Origin of the sequence: Streptomyces albidochromogenes, assembly GCF_005981925.1 — a bacterium.
Classification (GTDB): Bacteria; Actinomycetota; Actinomycetes; order Streptomycetales; family Streptomycetaceae; genus Streptomyces; species Streptomyces albidochromogenes.
The window spans coordinates 1-16524 of the sequence record NZ_VBVX01000143.1; the positions used below are offsets into that span (position 1 = coordinate 1).

The window sequence follows — 16524 nt, forward strand, 5'->3', positions numbered from 1 at the left end:
CTCGTTACGGCGCCCCCGAGCGGCCAGTCATGGCCGACACGAGGGCGCCGTAACGAGGCCCGCGCCTGCGGAGGCGTGCGCCGTCGGCACTTCACCGGGACGACGACGAGCGCCGGGGTGACCGGAACAGCGACGGTCGCGGCCGCTCCCCCACTGCGAGGCATCGCCATGGACATGTCGGGGAAGGGTTGCCCGCATGACTGACTCCGCCCTGTGGATCTCCGCCCTGACCGCCGGTACGGCCGTGCTCGCGAGCTGGGTCACCAGCCGCGGGACCGCCCGTGCGGCGCAGATCCAGGCCGTCGCCGCCGAGAGGACCCAGCGCACCATCCGCATCAACGAAGCGCGACGGAACGCCTACGTGAGCCTCATCGAACAGGCGCACCGCATGGCTGAGCTGTACTGGACCGTCTCCGACATCCACAGGGCGGGCGGCACCCGCTCCGAGCAACTGCCCGCCCTCAAGGAGGTCCAGGCCGGCCTCAGGGAGGGGTACGGCAAGCTCCGCCACTTCATATGGGTGATCAACCTGGAAGGCCCGGACGACGTCGCCGAGGCCGCGGAGACACTGCGGCTCGCGACACGGCCGCCGTACCAGGCACTTGAGGCGGCGGTCGCGGGCGAGCCGAACGCCCTCGACGCCTTCGACCAGTGCTACGACCCCTTCTGGGCATCCGTCCTGGCCTTCGTCTCCACCGCTCGGGCCGCGGTGCACGAGCTGTAGGCCCCTCCGTCCCAGGGGCCCGCGATCCACCGGGGCGGCCGCTCAGGCCGCCGCCCGGGCGGCGCGTACCGAGCGGGAGCCGCGCGACAGCACGGCGTACAGGGACGCCGCCACGAGGATTCCGACCGGCAGGGACAGGTCCAGGCCGCCGAGGGCCGAGGCGACCGGGCCCGTGTAGAGGGTGTCGACGCACAGGGCGGCCGCCGCCACGCTCGCCAGGAGGGCCACGGCACCGGACAGGTTGACCCCGCCGGTGTACCAGAACGGGCTCTGCGGGCTCTCGTCGGAGAGGGCGGCTCCGTCGTACCGGCATCGGCGCAGCACGATGTCGGTGGCGTAGACGGCCATGAGCGGTCCGATCAGGACCACGGTCAGCTGGAGGGCCTTGCTGACGGTGCCCAGGAAGCCGGAGGCGAGCAGGCCGTAGAGGGTCAGGGCGACGGCGACGGCCCCGTCGAGTACGACGCTGACGGAGCGGCGGACACGGACGCCGACCGCCTGGAGGGCGAGGCCGGCGCTGTAGGCGGTCAGGGCGTTGATGGAGATCGTGCCGAGCACCAGGGCGAGCAGGAACACGGGGTAGAACCAGCCGGGCAGGAGCTTCTCCAGCCCGGTCTGCGGGTCGGTCATGTCGACCGCGGTCGCGGCGAACGCGCCCAGGGAGCAGACGACGACGCTGGGCAGGAACCCGCCGAGGGCGGTCCAGCCCAGGACGGCCTTCGCGGACGTGGTACGCGGCAGGTAGCGGGAGAAGTCGGCGCTGGTGGTGTAGGACAGCGGCCCCGCGGCGATCATGGTGGTGCCGGCCAGGAGGACCGCCCACAGGTCGCCGCCGGTGAGCGGCTCGGCGGGCCGGTACGCGAAGTCGGCTTCCGCGGCCACCGCGAGGGCCACGACGGCGAAGGCGGCGGCGAGCGTCAGGGTGATCGGGAGGTAGAGCTTCATGATCATCGCGTGGCCGTACACGCTGATGGCCAGCGTGAGCGCGGCGACGGCCACGACGACGGCGACCTTGACGCCGGTGTCCGCCGTGATGCCGGCCTTCTCGACGAGGGCGAACGCGGCGGCCGCGGCGGCGGCCAGATTGAGGGCGAAGTAGCAGACGGAGACCAGCCAGCCGCCGATCGCGTTGTTCACCCGGTTGCCGACGACGCCGTACAGCGCCCGCGTGATCACCTCACTCGGCGCGCCCGCCGCCGGGCCGGAGGTGGCGAGCAGTCCGGTGGTCACCCAGAACAGGTTGCCCACCACGATCACCGCTAGGGCCTGCCACAGGGTCAGGCCCATGAGGATCAGTGCCCCGCCGACGACCAGGCTGAGGTAGTTGACGTTGGCCGCGGCCCATACGGAGAACAGGTCCCGGGGGCGGCCGTGACGTTCCCCGTCGGGGATGGGGTCGATGCCGTGGACCTCGATCCGGCCCGCGCGGTCCGAGGGCGGCGGCGCCTGAGAGGCGTCGTGCGCTCTGGGGTGCGGGTCGGGGATCGTCGATGCCATGAGGCCCTCCGCGTGCTGGTCGTACCCACCTGCTTGCTTATTGGTCGCACACTCAATAGCATGCGGGATATGTCGTCAAGCGTTCAGCGCAAGCGAATTCGCAAGTCACCGGCCGCCCGTCGGGCGGAGATCGTCGACGCGGCCGCCGCCGTCGCCCTGACCGAGGGGCTGGAGTGCGTCACGCTGCGGCGGATCGCCGAGGAGCTGGACGTACGTCCCGGGCTGATCAGCCACTACTTCCCGTCGGCGGAGGATCTCGTGGCGGAGGCGTTCGGCAGCGCCGCCGACGGCGAGCTGGACACCCTCCTGCCGGCCCGGCGGCCCGAGGGAACCTCTTCGGAGCACCTGGCGCGGTTCTTCGTCCGCGCGACGGGTGAGGCGTACGACGCCGTCAGCCGGCTCTGGATCAACGCACGGCACCTCAGCCGCTACCGGCCCGCCCTGCGGGAGCGGGTCGTCGAGCAGGAGGCCGCCTGGCGCGAACGGCTGACGGACCTTCTGCGCCAGGGCGTCGAGCGGGGAGAGTTCCGTACGGACGACCCCGAGGTGACGAGTATTCAGATCCTCGTCGTACTCGACGGACTCGGCGCCCACGCCAACACGGAGACCGGAGGCCGTCCCGAGGCGGTGACCCGCATGGCGGTGACCACGGCGGAACGCGAACTCGGCCTGGCCGGCGGCACGCTCGGCCCTCCCCCGGTGAGCCCGTAGGCGCGAGGGCGCCCGCACCCCCACCACTTCCCCACCGTTGCCCGTTGCCCGTTGCCCGTTGCCACGAGGAGCCGCTGTGCCCACCCGTCTCGTCCTGCTCTCCGCCCGACTGCTCGATCCCGTCACGGGCACGTTCCTCCCCCACACCGCGCTGGCCGCGTCCGAAGGGCGGATCACCGCTCTCGGCGACGACCGGGAGATCCGCGCCCGCGCGGACGCCTCGACCACGGTGATCGATCTCAAGGGCGCGGTCGTCACCCCGGGGTTGGTCGACGGGCACCTGCACCCCGTCTCGGGCGCCGAACTCACCCACGGCCTCGACCTCTCGGGCTGCGCCGGCCTCGAAGCCGTACGGGAGGCACTGGCCCGGGAGGTACGGACCCTCGCGCCCGGGGCATGGCTGCACGGGTGGGGTCTGGACCCGAACGTCTTCGGTGACCGGCCCGCCCGCACGGCGCCGTTCGACACCGTGCTCGAAGGCGTCCCTGCCCTCCTGCTGCTCTTCGACGCCCACTCCGTGCTCGCCAGCCGGCGCGCGCTGGAGCTTGCCGGAGTCGACGGGCCGCGCACCTTCGACCAGGCCTCCGCCGAGGTCGTCTGCGACGGCGACGGGCGGCCCACCGGACTTCTCCTGGAGGACGCCGCCTGCGAACTCGTCGAACGCGTCGCGCCGCGGCCCACCCGCACGGAGCGACGGGACCGGCTCGCCGCCGTCCTGCGCGCCATGGCCGCCACCGGGCTCACCGGCGGCCACACCATGGACGCCAACGGCGACAGCCTCGACTTCTTCACCGAGCTGGACGCCGCCGGCGAACTCCCGCTCCGGCTGCGGGTCGCGCCCTGGTGCCAGCCCGGCACCGACAGCGACGGCGTACGCGCGCTCATCGAGCAGCAGGGGCGCGGAGGAGCGCTCTGGCGTACCGACGGGGTCAAGCTCTTCATGGACGGCACCATCGACAACGGAACCGCGTGGCTGGAACGCCCCGACTGCCACGGCGAGTCCACGCACGCCTTCTGGCCCGACCCGGCGGTCTACACGCGCGTGATCGGCGAGCTGCACCGGGCGGGCGTACCGACCGCCACTCACGCCATCGGTGACGCGGCCGTGCGGCACGTCCTCGATTCCGTCGCGAAGGCGCAGGCCGGGAGCGGGCGCGGCGTACGGCACCGGATCGAGCACATCGAGACCGTGCCGGACGACACCCTGCGCCGGTTCGCCGAGCTGGGTGTCGTCGCCTCCATGCAGCCCACCCACTGCTGCGACTTCACGCGCGCGGACCACACCGACAACTGGTCGCGGCGGCTCGGCGAGGAACGGGCCTCGCACGCCTGGCGGTGCCGCGACCTGTGGGAGGCCGGCGCGACGGTCGTCCTCGGCTCCGACTGGCCCATCGCCCCCTATCCGCCGCTCGGGGTGATGGCCGGCGCCCGCCACCGCCGCCCGGCCCGCGACCTGAGCCTGCCGCCGCACGGCCCCGAACAGGCGCTCAGCGCGTCGCGGGCCCTCCGGGCCATGACCGTCAACGCCGCCTTCGTGGCGGGCGAGGAGCGGCAGGCCGGCCGTATCGCCGTCGGGTACCGCGCCGATCTGTCCGTCTTCGCCGAGAACCCCCTCACCACCGACGCCACCGACCTGCCGGACCTGCCCGTCCTGCTGACGGTCCTCGACGGCCGCCCCACCCACCGCGCGTCGCACGTGTGAGGACGGCGGGCGGGCCGGCAGGGCACGCCGCGTGTGCGCGCACGCGCACGCACCACGGGCCCGGCAACCACCGTCGCGCACCGGCTCCGTGACCCGTCGTCGGGCGGCGACGCGGTGGTGGCCGTACGCCGGGCCGCGTGTCCGGATGTGACAGCTGCCCGTCATTGCGGTCACGGGTGGGGGCGGTGAGGATGGGCGCATGCCCCTTCCCCACCGGGTCGTCGTCGCGGTGTTCCCCGATGTCGACCTCCTCGACGTCACCGGCCCGGCCGAGGTCTTCACGCTGGCCAACCGGACCGTGGGCCGCGCCGCCTACCAGGTCCGTCTGGCCGGGGCGGCGGCCGGCGAGGTGCGGACGTCGGCGGGTGTGCGGCTGCTCGCCGACCTGGCCTTCGCCGAGGTCGGCGCGAACGTGGACACGCTGCTGGTGCCCGGCGCGGTCGACATCACCGACGACGGCCCGCTCGCCCGGATCGATCCCGATGTGGTGGCGTGGGTGAAGGAGACCGCCCCGCACGCCCGGCGGGTGGCGTCGGTGTGCGTGGGCGCGCACGTCCTGGCGGCGGCCGGGCTGCTGGACGGCAGGACGGCGACCACGCACTGGTCGACGGCCGCCCAGCTCGCCGCCGAGCATCCGTCCGTCACCGTCGATCCCGACCCCATCTTCGTCCGCGCCGACCGCGGCCGGCTCTGGACGGGCGCCGGGATCAGCGCCTGTCTGGACCTCGCGCTCGCCCTGGTGGCCGAGGACCTCGGCGAGGACACCGCGCTGTCGGTGGCCCGGCAGCTGGTGATGTACCTCAAGCGGCAGGGCGGGCAGAGCCAGTTCTCCGTACCGCTCAGCCGGCCCGCCTCCGCCCGCCGCGACATCGACGAGCTGCGGCTGTGGATCGCCGACCACCTCGACGAGGAGCTGTCGGCTCAGGTGCTGGCGGCCCGGATGTGCCTGAGCGAGCGGCACTTCGCCCGCGTCTTCACCCAGGAGACCGGCGCCAGTCCGGCGGCGTACGTCGAGGCCGCCCGGGTCGAGGTGGCGCGGCGCCTGCTGGAGACCACCGACGACCCGCTCGAACGGATCGCGGCCGCGGCGGGGCTCGGTTCGGCGGAGACCCTGCACCGGGCGTTCCGGCGGCAGCTCGCCACCACCCCGGCCGCGTACCGCCGCCGGTTCCGCACCCGGGCCACCTGACCACCGGCGTTCATCTGTTCACCCGCGCGCAGGCGGGGCGGTCGGCTCCGCCCTGCCCGCGCCCGATTCGCCCTGCCCCACTCACCAGCGAAAGGCACGCTCATGACCTCGAACCAGCCCTCCACGACTTTGCGTGACGTCATCGGCCTGGACAACCGGCCGCCCGGCCTGAGCGACTCCGTCCTGATCATGGTCGACTACCAGAACACCTACCGCACCGGCGTCATGGCCCTGGAAGGCGCCGAGGAAGCCCTCGCGGCCGGCGCCCGGCTGCTGGAGCGCGCCCGCGCCGCAGGCGCCCCGGTCGTCCACGTCGTCAACGACGGCGGCCCGGGCACCCTCTACGACATCCGCGCCCCCATCGGGGCCATCAGCGACGAGGTCGCCCCGAAGGACGGCGAGGCGGTCGTCGTCAAGCAGCACCCCAACTCCTTCTACCGCACCGCACTGGAGCAGACCCTGGCCGGCCTGGGCGCGGCCCCCGGCAGCGGCAAGGACCTGATCATCGGCGGCTTCATGACCCACATGTGCGTCAGCCACACCGCCCAGGGCGCGTTCAACCTCGGTTACCGGCCCACCGTCGTCGCCGAAACCACCGCCACCCGCGCGCTCACCGCCCCCGACGGCACGGTCCTGACGGCCGCCGCTCTGCAGGCCGCCGCCCTGACCGTCGTGACCGACCTGTTCGGCACCGTCGTCCTCACCGTCGACGCCCTGCCCGCCTGATCCGGGGCCCTGCCCGGCCGCCGTACGGTGGGCGGGGGTCAGCCGGCCGGTCGGCCCGAGCATGCAACGGCCGCGCGAACCCGGGGGGGGTGGGGTCCGCGCGGCCTCTCCGCGTCGGGCGGCGGGGGGAGGCCGCCCGACTGGGTGCTGCAGACCTGGTGCCCCGTGGCCGGGATGTCATGCGCGGCGATCCCCTCCCCTTGGAAATGCGGAGCACACGATGTGCGGCCGGTGCGCGGGACCGGTTCCGCCGGCCGCCGATCCGCTCGTCGCCGGCTTCGACGGCGGCGACGCGAGATCCGCGTCGGCTTCGAGGCATCGGGCGGCGAGGACGGTGGAACACGTGCGATGCGCGCAAACCGCACCGGCTCGTCGAGGAGGCCCACGTGTCGCACCCCACGGATTCCCTGTACGCCCGCGTCGCGGAGGAGGTGGCAGCCCGCGCGGACCGGCTCTGGGACGTGGCTCTCGCGTTGCACCGCGAACCGGAGACCGCCTACGAGGAGCACCGGGCGGCCCACCTGCTGGCGGGCGAGCTCGAACGGGAGGGCTTTCGCGTGGAGCGCGGCGCGGCCGGGCTGCCGACCGCCTTCGTCGCGCGTACGGGGACCGCCGCCTCGGCGGACGAGGGCCCCTGCGTGGCCCTGCTGATGGAGTACGACGCGCTGCCGCTGCTCGGGCACGCGTGCGGCCACAACCTGATCGCGTCGGCCGGCCTCGGTGCGGCGCTCGCCGTGCGGGCCGCGCTCGGCGAGGTCGACGGGACGGTACTCGCCGTCGGGGCGCCGGCGGAGGAGCGCGGCGGCGGCAAGGTCGTGGAGGTGGAGGCCGGCCTGTTCGACGGGGTGGACGCGGCGCTGATGTTCCATCCGGGCGTCCGTGACTGGTCGTGGGCGCCGCTGACGGCCAGCGCACAGGTGCGGGTGGGCTTCCACGGGCGGGCCGCGCACCCCACCGGCAGCCCGACGGAGGGCATCGACGCGCTGGGGGCGCTGATCCAGCTCTTCAACACGCTCGGCGTCCTGCACCGGCGGCTCCCCGGCGGATCGCACATCCAGGGCATCGTGACGGACGGGGGCCGGGCCACGAACATCGTCCCCGAGTACGCGGAGGGGCTGTTCGGGCTGCGCGGTGGGACGACGTCGGCGCTGGAGGACCTGGTGGAGGAGTTGCGCGCGTGCGCACAGGGGGTGGCGCAGGCCACCCGTACGAAGGTGGAGGTGACCGACGTCGGCGGCCGGTACGAGCACTTCCGTGACAACGACGTGCTGTCCGGGCTGTTCGCCCGCCACCTGGACCGGGCGGGCATCCGGCTGTCGGAACCCGAGCCCGGCGTGTACCTGGGCTCGTCGGACATGGGCAACGTCAGCACGCGGGTGCCCGCCATCCATCCCTTCGTCGCCATCATGGGCGCGGACGGCGCGGACCACACGCCCCAGTTCGCCGAGGCGGCCGCCGGACCCCGCGCGCGGCAGGTGATGCTGGCCGCCGCGCAGGCGCTGGCGTGCACGGCGGCCGACGTCCTGCTGCGTACGGACGTACCGGAGCGGGCCTGGGCGTCCTTCCGGCAGAAGGCGCGAGCGGGGCTGTGACGGCCGCGTCGTCCGGCGCCCCGCATGCGTGCGGGGCGCCGGACGTCAGTCCTCCAGGCTCACCCGTACGGACTTGACCTCGGTGTCCGCCGCGTCCGGTACGACCATCCCGGCGTCCACGCCGCTGCGCAGGTACCGCAGGACCTCCGAGTTGAGCTTCTCGCCGGGAAGGGCGGCCGGGATGCCGGGCGGGTAGGGGGTGAGCATCTCGGCGCTGACGCGGCCGACGGCCTTCTCCCACGGCACCTGCTCGGTCCGGCCGAAGAAGGCGTCGCGCGGCAGCAGGACCTGCTCCAGCCGCAGGTCGGCGGGGTCGGGGACGTCGACCTGCGGGGCGGGGCGCAGCGCGTCCACATGATCGACGACGTCGCGCAGCGCGGCGATCAGGGCGTCGGCGCTGTCGGCGTCGTCCGCGTGGGTGAGCTGGGCGCTGGTGCGCCGGTGGTCGGACAGGTGCAGGTTGATCCGGTGGTGTTCGCGGATCCAGTCGGCGATCCGGTACCCCGTGGTGCCGAGGCGGCTGATGTCGAAGATGACCTGGAGGGGGTCGAGATCGGCCGCGCGCCCGGGGCCGCAGAAGTCCTCGCGCCCGTGGACGTGCAGGCCGTCGATCTCGGCGATCCGTGCCCGTACGTCCTTCGCCAGCGTGAGCGCGTCGTCGTAGAGGGCGTGGCCGTGCTCCACCATCTGGCGGCGCCATCCGTCGAGAGCGGCGTACACGAGCACGTTGGGGCTGGTGGTGCCCAGGAGGTCTTCACGGTTCTTGAGCACCTCGGGTTCGATCAGGTCGCCCTGGAGGTGGAAGACCGATCCCTGTTCGAGCCCGGAGCCCATCTTGTGGACGGAGGTGACGCACACGTCGGCGCCGGCGTCCATGGCCCAGGTCGGCAGGTCCGGGTGGAAGGGGAGGTGGGCGCCCCACGCCTCGTCGACGATGAGCGGCACGCCGTGTTCGTGGCACGTCGCGGCGATGGCGGGCAGGTCGGAGCAGGTGCCGTACGGCGTCGGCGTGGTGACCAGGGCGCCCCGGGCGTCGGGGTGCTCGGCGAAGGCGGCGCGGAAGGCTTCGGCGGACGGCGGGTGGGCGAGGTGGCGCTCGGGGTCCCACTGGGGGTCCACCCAGATCGGCACGATCCCGGCGAGAACGAGGCCGGACACCACCGCCTTGTGGGCGTCACGCCCCACGAGCAGCTTCTCGTGCGGCCCGGCCACGGACAGCATGGCGGCCTTGACCGACAGGGAGCTGCCGCAGGTCGAGAAGAAGGTGTGCTCGGCGCCGACGGCGTCGGCCATCAGCTCCTGGGCCCTGGCGAGGACGCCCTTGGACGAGGTCCGGTCGTCCAGGCCGCTGGTGGCGAGCACGTCGGAGTGGAAGACGGCGTCACCGAGGACCGCGCGCACGCGCGGGTCGGCGCCGCGCCCCTGCTTGTGGCCGGGCGGGGTGAAAGGAGTCTGTTTCTGAGCGTGGTACGCGGCCAGCGCATCGAGCACGGGTGCCTGTGAGTGGTCCATGGCACTGCGGGTGCCCCGGGAAATCGGGGCAAAAACCCCTGTGCGGCCGCAGGCGGGGCCGACACGCTCCCCCGCTCGGCCGGGCCCCGCGACGCGACCGGGGGGCGGCCGCTGCCGGCCGGTTCACAAGTCAGGCCGCGCGACCGGCCCGGCGGGGCCGCACGGCCCTGCGTCCGAGCGCCGTGCATGCACGCGGTGTGCCGGGGCATGCGGCCAGGACACCCTCGGACCAAGGAGCCACCCCATGATGATCGTCGGCATCGTAGCGGTCTGCGTCGTACTCGCCGTTCTCGCCTTCTTCGTGCCCCGCCTGTCGCGCCACCCCGAGCGCGGTACACAGCGCACGCTGGGAGCCGGATCGCGCGCCGGCAGCAAGGCACCCGGAGTGCTGGGCCGGCTCTTCAGCAAGCCCTTCCGCAGCGGCTCCAACGCCGTCGGCCGTAGCGGCTCCGCCGGCCGGCGCGCCCGCGGGCGCCTGCCGTTCTGAGGCGGCGCCCGCACCCGGCCGCAGATCCGGCCGATGCCCGCACCGGTCAGCCGGTGCGGGCATCGGCCTGCCCGACCGGGGCCCGGGACGCCGTACGCGGGGATGTGCGCACACCCTCACACCCGGGACGCCGCCTGGAGCTCGGCGGGCGGCGCGGCGCCCACACCGTCGGCGGTGAGCAGTGCGTACGTCTCGGTCAGACGCAGCAGTCCGGCCGGTTGCTCCTGAAGGCCGGACAGCACCAGGTGTCCGCCTTCCTCGCGCATGCGGCGGCGCAGGCGCAGGAGGAGGTTGAGTCCGCTGGAGTCCATGAAGGACACCCCGGCGAGGTCCACGCGCAGCGGCTTGCCGCCGAGCGGGACGACGACGGCGGCCTCTTCGACCGCGGGGACGGTCTGCATGTCCAGCTCCCCGGCCACGGTGACGAGTGTCAGGTCCGGACGCTGTTCGACGGTTACGGTGAAAGCCTTCACGGTTCGCCCCTCAATCCAGGGGTCGAGCCCATCACGGCGGCCGGCAGAGCGGCGGCGCCGTCAAGCGCGCGGCGTGGGCCGCGCACAGCCGAGTAAGACCACCCGTACCGCGCCCCGGCCACTCAGTGACCCCAAGGGCGGCGCGGGGCCTCCCACCAGACCAGGCTGGCGTCCCCTCACCCTCGCACACAACCGTTGCCCTCTGTCAACTCTTGCCGGCGGTGGCGCCGGGGCCGGGCACCTGCTACCAGGGCAGGAAGACGTGCACCGTCTTGCCTTCGGCCTCGGGCACCGAGATGGTCTGCTCGGCGAGCGTGTTGATGAGGTGCCAGCCCACGCCGCCGCGCCCGGCCAGGGACACGGGGCGCGGCCTCGGGGGCGCCGGATTGGTGTCGGCGAGGGCGACCCGCAGCGTTCCCCCCATCACCATGCCCAGGGTGAGCACGAAGGGGCCGGGCGCGAAGGCGAAGGCGTTGGAGGCCAGCTCCGTGACGACGAGCAGCGCGTCGTCGTGTGCGTCCGGCGCCGCGGGTGGATGGAGGCGGGCGAGTTCGTAGAGAAAGTCGGAGGCCCGGTCTCGAGCCGCCGTCACATCGCTGAGCACACCGTCGAACCGCCAGCTCTGTTCGACGGTGACAGCGGTCAGCAGTCCCTCTTCCGCATCATCCGGTTCGGCAGCCACATCTGCTCCTTCGTTCCTCAAACGTGGAGTCTTAGCGGCTTCCCGATCTTCCGGTACTCATGCGGCATCCCGCCCTTCGTCACCATCACGCCCTTCGTCACCCCGGATCAGCGGCACCGGCCACCCCTTGCGCCTCCCGCACCCCAGGTAGCGGAATGATGAACACCGCGTGACCTCCGCGCCACGGGAAGGAAACGGGAACGTATACGCAAACCTGTACCCATGGACCGCCGTTGACACTCTCCGTGTCCGGAAGCTAACTTCACGGCGTCGTCGCCACACCGGGAGCACGAGGCTCCTTTGGGACTAGCGACGCGAAGGACCCCTTCCAGTTGACGACTGAGACCGTCTTCGAAAGACAGCCCTTCACACCGCCCGCGTCGCCCGCCGGGCTGTTCCAGATCCAGCCTTACACCGCCCACTGCCAGGTGATCTGCGCCGAGGGCGCCCACGCGGTCATCGGCGTTTCGCCCGGCAACAGTTACTTCTCCGCCCAGCGCGTCATCGACCTGGCCCGCTGGGGCATCGAGCACTTCCACCAAGTGGACTTCGTCTACACCGATCTCCACGTGGCCGAAATGTATGAGGCGTCCGGCTATCCCGCCGACGACGCCCGGCGCAAGGCCGTGAAGAACCTTCGCGGCGTACGCGCCAAGGTGTCCAACGCCGTGCAGACCGTCGATCCCGACGGCGTCCGGCTGCGCGCCCACCCCATGTCGGCGTTCACCACCAACGCGGCGTACCGCGACATCCACGACCACCTCCAGAACCGCCTGCGGACGGACGCTGACTTCCGCGCCACGTGCGAGGCGCTCGTCGACGCCTTCCTGTCCTCCAAGGTCCTGGACGGGAAGGCCGCCACCGAGCGGCAGCGCGCGGTGTGCCTGGAGTACGTCTGCGCCGAAGCGCCACTGTTCCTCGATACCCCTGCCATCCTCGGCGTCCCGTCGTCGCTCAACTGCTACCACCAGCTTCTGCCGATGGCCGAGCTGCTCTACTCGCGCGGCTCAGGCCTGCGCGCCTCCCGCAACCAGGGACACGCCATCGTCACCCCCGCACAAGGAGAATCCGATGTCCGTTGAGACGCTGCCCGACGAGCTGCTCGACTTCCCGTTCTCCTGGCGCGGCGACCAACTGCCCGACGAGATCGAGGTACTGCGCAAGGAGCCCGTCAAGCGGGTGCGGACGATCGCCGGCGACGAGGCCTGGCTGGTCTCGTCCCACGCGCTGTGCAGGCAGGTCCTGGAGGACCGGCGGTTCAGCCTGAAGGACACCTCGGCCCCGGGAGTGCCGCGGCAGTACGCCCTGACGATCCCGCCCGAGGTCGTCAACAACATGGGCAACATCACCGGCGCCGGACTGCGCAAGGCGGTGCTGAAGGCGCTGAACCCCAAGGCACCGGGGCTGGTCGAGTGGATGCGCTCGAACGCCGCCGAGCTGATCGACGGCCTCATGACGGAAGGCGCCCCGGCCGACCTGCGCGGGCAGTTCGCCGACCCGTACTCGGCGGGCATGCACTGCCACATCCTCGGCATCCCGAAGTCGGACGCGCCGCGTCTGATGCGGAGCCTGGACATCGCGTTCATGAACTCCGCGTGCCCCGTCACCGGGGCGAAGCTGAACTGGGACCGCGACATCGCCTACATGGTGGAGCGCCTCGACGACCCGGCTACCACCGGCCTGATGGCCGAGCTGGCGGCCCTGCGCGAGGACCCGGAGTACGCCCACCTCACCGACGAGATGCTGGCGACGGTCGGCGTCACCATGTTCGGCGCGGGCGTGATCTCCACCGCGGGCTTCCTGACCATGGCTCTCGTCTCCCTGATGCAGCACCCGGAGCTGACGGCCGAGCTGCTCGCGGACCGCGGCAAGATCCCGGCGGCCGTCGACGAGTTGCTGCGCATCAACCTGTCCATCGGTGACGGCCTGCCGCGCCTCGCGCTGGAGGACGTCACGCTCGGCGAGGTCGAGGTGAAGAAGGGGGAACTCGTCCTGGTCCTGGTCGAGGGCGCCAACTTCGACCCCGACGCGTTCACCGACCCGCACACGGTGGACCTGGCGCGGGAGAACAACACCGCGCACCTCTCCTTCGGGGGCGGCCAGCACTACTGCCCGGCGACCGCGCTCGGCAAGAAGCACGCGGAGATCGCGCTGGAGACGCTGCTGGAGAAGATGCCGGACTTCCGGCTGGCGGTCCCCGTCGAACAGCTCGTGTGGCGGACCGGGTTCATGAAGCGGATTCCGGAGCGGCTTCCCGTCATGTGGTAGCCGGCCGCCCGGCCGCAACGGCCCGCGTGCGGCCGCCGCCCCACAAGGACCGGCGGCACTCGCCCCGGCAGGGGCCCGGCCCCACCGGCCGGCGGGTGCGCGGCTCAGCGGTGCTTGCCCTTCCCGGGGTGGTCCTTGGACTTCCCCTTCGCCTTCCCGTGCGGCTTGCCGGCGTCGTCGCGGGGCGCGGAGCCCGGACGTGTGCCGGTACGGGCGGCCTGTGCCGCGGGGGTTGCGTCCCCTGCCGATGTCCGTACGGCGGGCCGGGCGCCCGGTTCGCCCGACGCCCACCGGGCCTCCCCCACCGGGGCGGCGGGCGCGGGCGAGCCGGAGGTCCGCGAGGCCGGCGACCGGGAAGGGGCCGCGGCGGGCTGCCGTCCCACCGCGCCGGCGTCTTCGGCGGGGGCGGAGGTGCCCGGCGGTCGCTCGGGGGCGACGCGGGGCGGCGTGGCGCTGTTGCGCTCGGCTCGGCCTCCCGGGCCGTCCGAGGCCACGAGCGTGGCGCCGAGGACCGCCGTGAGCACCGCGGTGCCGGTGGCCGCCATCAGGTGGCGGGCCCGGCCCCGCCCCTGGGGTTGCGGCGCGGGGGCCCGGGGCCCGGCTGTCCTCACCGTGTCGGGTGCGGCCCCGCGGCCGGTGGGAGCGGGCACGGCGGCCGTGGGCGGCGCCACGAGATCCGGCTCGCCGGCGAGCGCGGACAACACGAGCGCGCACTCCTCGGCGTCCGGACGGGCTTCCTCCTCCAGGGCGGTCATCGCCCGCAGGAGGCGGGCCAGGCCCTCGGGCACCGCCTCGGGTATCTCCGGCATGCGGTGCAGACGCGCCAGAGCCGCCTCCAACGGAGCACCGTGGTACTCCAGTTCTCCCTTGAGGCATTCGAGCAGCAGCAGTCCGAGGGCGTAGACGTCGGCGGCCGGTCCCGCTCCCCTGCCGAGGACCTGTTCGGGCGCCAGGTACGCGGCGGTGCCGATCAGGGCGCCCGAGGCGGTGTTCCTGGTGGAGTTGATCAGCCGCGAGATGCCGAAGTCGGTCAGATGCGGACGGCCGGCATCGTCCAGCAGGACGTTCGAGGGCTTCACATCACGGTGCACGATGCCGGCGGCGTGCACATGGGCCAGGGCGTGGGCCAGCGCGGCGCCCAGCTCGGCGACGTACGCCGGCTCCAGCGGCCCGGCCGCCGCGCGCCGACGGAGGGTCTGCCCCGTCACCAGCTCCATCACGAGGTACCCGCAGTCTTTGTGCCGGCCCGTGTCGTACACGGTGACCAGGCCGGGGTGCTGCAGCCGGGCGAGCAGGACGGCCTCGTCGGCGAAGCGCTCCTCCATCTCCGGATCGGCGCCGGGCCGGAAGACCTTGACGGCCACGGGGCGCCTGAGGCGCAGGTCCAGCCCTTCGTAGACGTCGGCCACGCCTCCCGTGCCGATCTTCGTACCCAACCGGTAGCGGCCGGCCACGACTTCGGCGGACATCCGGAACGCCGGAGGGAAAGGCGATTGGCGGACCCTCATCTGGTCTCCCGTACTGTCACCACGAGCGGGCATGGACATGGACAACGCTGTGGATCGCGTACCCCGTGTGCGGTGCACCATCCACATGGAATCTCCCGCCCTCCCGGCCGCGCCGGCTCCCGGCCCTCGTCACGGCGCTGTGGGCGCGTCGTCGGCGGGCGCGCCGGGGCCGCCGGCGCGCCGCGCGGTGGCGATCGCCGCGAGCACCACGGCCAGGGCCAGTACGAGGAGCCCCCGGAGCCACACCTGGGCCTCGATCTGCGTGGCGAGGACGACACAGGAGAGCGCGCCCAGTACGGGAAGCACGGTCGGGGCCCGGAAGTGGTCCGCCCGGCCCGGGGCGCGGCGCAGTACGAGAACGGCCGCGTTGACGACGAGGAACACGACGAGCAGGAGCAGCACGAGGGTGGAGGCCAGGGTGGCCACGCCGCCGGTGAGGGCGAGGAGGGCCGCCAGGGCGGTGGTGGCCGCGATCGCCACCCACGGGGTGCGGCGTCCCGGGAGCACCCGGGCCAGTGGGGCGGGCAGCAGCCCGTCGCGTGCCATGCCGTACGCGAGCCGGGAGGACATGATGCCGGTGAGCAGCGCGCCGTTGGCGACGGCGACGAGCGCGATGGCGCTGAAGAGCCACGTCGGCACGCCCCCGGCCGCCCTGACGACTTCGAGCAGCGGTCCGCCGGACGCGGCGAGCCGCGCGGTCGGTACGGCCGCGGAGGCGGCGATGCCCACGAGGACGTACACGGCTCCCGCCGTGGCGAGGGCGCCGAACAGGGCGCGCGGGTAGGAGCGCCGGGGGTCGCGGGTCTCCTCGGCGACGTTCACCGACGTCTCGAAGCCGACGAAGGAGTAGTAGGCGAGTACGGAACCGCTCAGGACGGCGGCGGCGGCGCCTTTCTCCGGTGTGCCGAGCCGGACGAGGCGCCCGGGGTCGCCGTCGCCCCGCAGGAGCAGCCACGCGCCGAGGGCGACGATGACGAGGAGGCCGCCCACCTCGACGACGGTGGCGACGACGTTGGCCCGGGTCGACTCCTTGATGCCCCTCGCGTTGATGAGGGCGAGCGCCAGGAGGAAGGCCACCGCGACGAGGCCGACGGGCAGGGTCACGAACTCCGTCAGGTAGTCGCCGGCGAAGCCGCGGGCGAGCGCCGCGACGGAGACGACGCCGGCGGCGAGCATGCAGAACCCCGTGACGAAGCCGACGAAGGGGCCGAACGCCCGGGTGGCGTAGTGGGAGGCGCCGCCCGCTCTGGGGTACTTGGTCGCCAGCTCGGCGTAGGACGCGGCGGTCAGCATCGCCAGCAGGAGGGCGACGACGAGCGGCGCCCAGACGGCCCCGCCGGAGTCGGCTGCGACCTCGCCCACCAGGACGTACACCCCGGCGCCGAGGACGTCGCCCAGGATGAAGAAGTAGAGCAGCCGCGTGGTGAGGGTCTGCTTGAGGGCGGGGCCGTCT

General features: G+C 73.2%; 15 protein-coding genes. 9 read left to right on the plus strand and 6 right to left on the minus strand.

Features of this window, described 5'->3' with window-relative positions; translation table 11 throughout:
* The first annotated feature begins 196 nt into the window (after positions 1 to 196).
* A complete protein-coding gene (locus E2E34_RS19170; protein WP_138903150.1) occupies positions 197 to 724 on the plus strand; it encodes a hypothetical protein in 528 nt (175 codons plus the stop codon).
* A gap of 42 nt (positions 725 to 766) precedes the next feature.
* Here E2E34_RS19170 and E2E34_RS19175 read toward each other — a convergent pair whose 3' ends face one another.
* Positions 767 to 2221: a purine-cytosine permease family protein gene (locus E2E34_RS19175; RefSeq protein WP_138903151.1), complete on the minus strand. Its 1455-nt coding sequence runs from the start codon at positions 2219 to 2221 to the stop codon at positions 767 to 769.
* A gap of 69 nt (positions 2222 to 2290) precedes the next feature.
* On the opposite strand from E2E34_RS19175, the gene E2E34_RS19180 reads away from it, so the two are divergent.
* The 5 genes from E2E34_RS19180 (at position 2291) to E2E34_RS19200 (ending at position 8141) form a co-directional block, all read left to right on the plus strand.
* The gene (locus tag E2E34_RS19180; protein ID WP_138903152.1) at positions 2291 to 2932 is read left to right on the plus strand and encodes a TetR/AcrR family transcriptional regulator; all 642 of its coding nucleotides are present in this window, start codon (positions 2291 to 2293) and stop codon (positions 2930 to 2932) included.
* A gap of 76 nt (positions 2933 to 3008) precedes the next feature.
* Positions 3009 to 4634: an amidohydrolase gene (locus E2E34_RS19185; RefSeq protein ID WP_138903153.1), complete on the plus strand. Its 1626-nt coding sequence runs from the start codon at positions 3009 to 3011 to the stop codon at positions 4632 to 4634.
* Positions 4635 to 4833: 199 nt separating this feature from the next.
* Positions 4834 to 5823: a GlxA family transcriptional regulator gene (locus E2E34_RS19190; protein WP_138903154.1), complete on the plus strand. Its 990-nt coding sequence runs from the start codon at positions 4834 to 4836 to the stop codon at positions 5821 to 5823.
* 102 nt (positions 5824 to 5925) lie between these two features.
* Positions 5926 to 6549, plus strand: a complete 624-nt coding sequence (locus E2E34_RS19195) for an isochorismatase family protein (protein ID WP_138903155.1) — start codon at positions 5926 to 5928, stop codon at positions 6547 to 6549.
* Positions 6550 to 6935: 386 nt separating this feature from the next.
* Entirely contained in the window at positions 6936 to 8141 is a 1206-nt protein-coding gene (locus tag E2E34_RS19200) for an amidohydrolase (RefSeq protein ID WP_138903156.1), read from the plus strand.
* Positions 8142 to 8186: 45 nt separating this feature from the next.
* On the opposite strand, the gene E2E34_RS19205 is transcribed toward E2E34_RS19200, so the two are convergent.
* Positions 8187 to 9653, minus strand: a complete 1467-nt coding sequence (locus E2E34_RS19205) for an aminotransferase class I/II-fold pyridoxal phosphate-dependent enzyme (protein WP_138903157.1) — start codon at positions 9651 to 9653, stop codon at positions 8187 to 8189.
* A gap of 244 nt (positions 9654 to 9897) precedes the next feature.
* On the opposite strand from E2E34_RS19205, the gene E2E34_RS19210 reads away from it, so the two are divergent.
* The gene (locus E2E34_RS19210) at positions 9898 to 10140 is read left to right on the plus strand and encodes a DUF6411 family protein (RefSeq protein WP_138903158.1); all 243 of its coding nucleotides are present in this window, start codon (positions 9898 to 9900) and stop codon (positions 10138 to 10140) included.
* Positions 10141 to 10256: 116 nt separating this feature from the next.
* On the opposite strand, the gene E2E34_RS19215 is transcribed toward E2E34_RS19210, so the two are convergent.
* Together E2E34_RS19215 and E2E34_RS19220 are read right to left on the minus strand one after the other, a co-directional pair.
* On the minus strand, positions 10257 to 10613 hold the full coding sequence (locus tag E2E34_RS19215; protein WP_167518318.1) for an STAS domain-containing protein: 357 nt from the start codon (positions 10611 to 10613) through the stop codon (positions 10257 to 10259).
* Between the two features lie 244 nt (positions 10614 to 10857).
* A complete protein-coding gene (locus E2E34_RS19220; RefSeq protein WP_229843414.1) occupies positions 10858 to 11295 on the minus strand; it encodes an ATP-binding protein in 438 nt (145 codons plus the stop codon).
* 332 nt (positions 11296 to 11627) lie between these two features.
* On the opposite strand from E2E34_RS19220, the gene E2E34_RS19225 reads away from it, so the two are divergent.
* Both E2E34_RS19225 and E2E34_RS19230 read left to right on the plus strand, forming a co-directional pair.
* Positions 11628 to 12377, plus strand: a complete 750-nt coding sequence (locus E2E34_RS19225) for a cyclodityrosine synthase (RefSeq protein ID WP_138903160.1) — start codon at positions 11628 to 11630, stop codon at positions 12375 to 12377.
* Entirely contained in the window at positions 12367 to 13563 is a 1197-nt protein-coding gene (locus E2E34_RS19230) for a cytochrome P450 (protein ID WP_138903161.1), read from the plus strand. Before E2E34_RS19225 ends, E2E34_RS19230 begins: the two co-directional genes overlap by 11 nt.
* A 104-nt stretch (positions 13564 to 13667) precedes the next feature.
* Here E2E34_RS19230 and E2E34_RS19235 read toward each other — a convergent pair whose 3' ends face one another.
* Both E2E34_RS19235 and E2E34_RS19240 read right to left on the minus strand, forming a co-directional pair.
* Positions 13668 to 15032, minus strand: coding sequence for a serine/threonine-protein kinase (locus tag E2E34_RS19235; RefSeq protein WP_244315870.1), 1365 nt, complete (start codon positions 15030 to 15032; stop codon positions 13668 to 13670).
* 168 nt (positions 15033 to 15200) lie between these two features.
* Positions 15201 to 16524 (minus strand): APC family permease (locus E2E34_RS19240; protein WP_244315872.1); only part of this gene is annotated, 1324 nt, incomplete at its 5' end.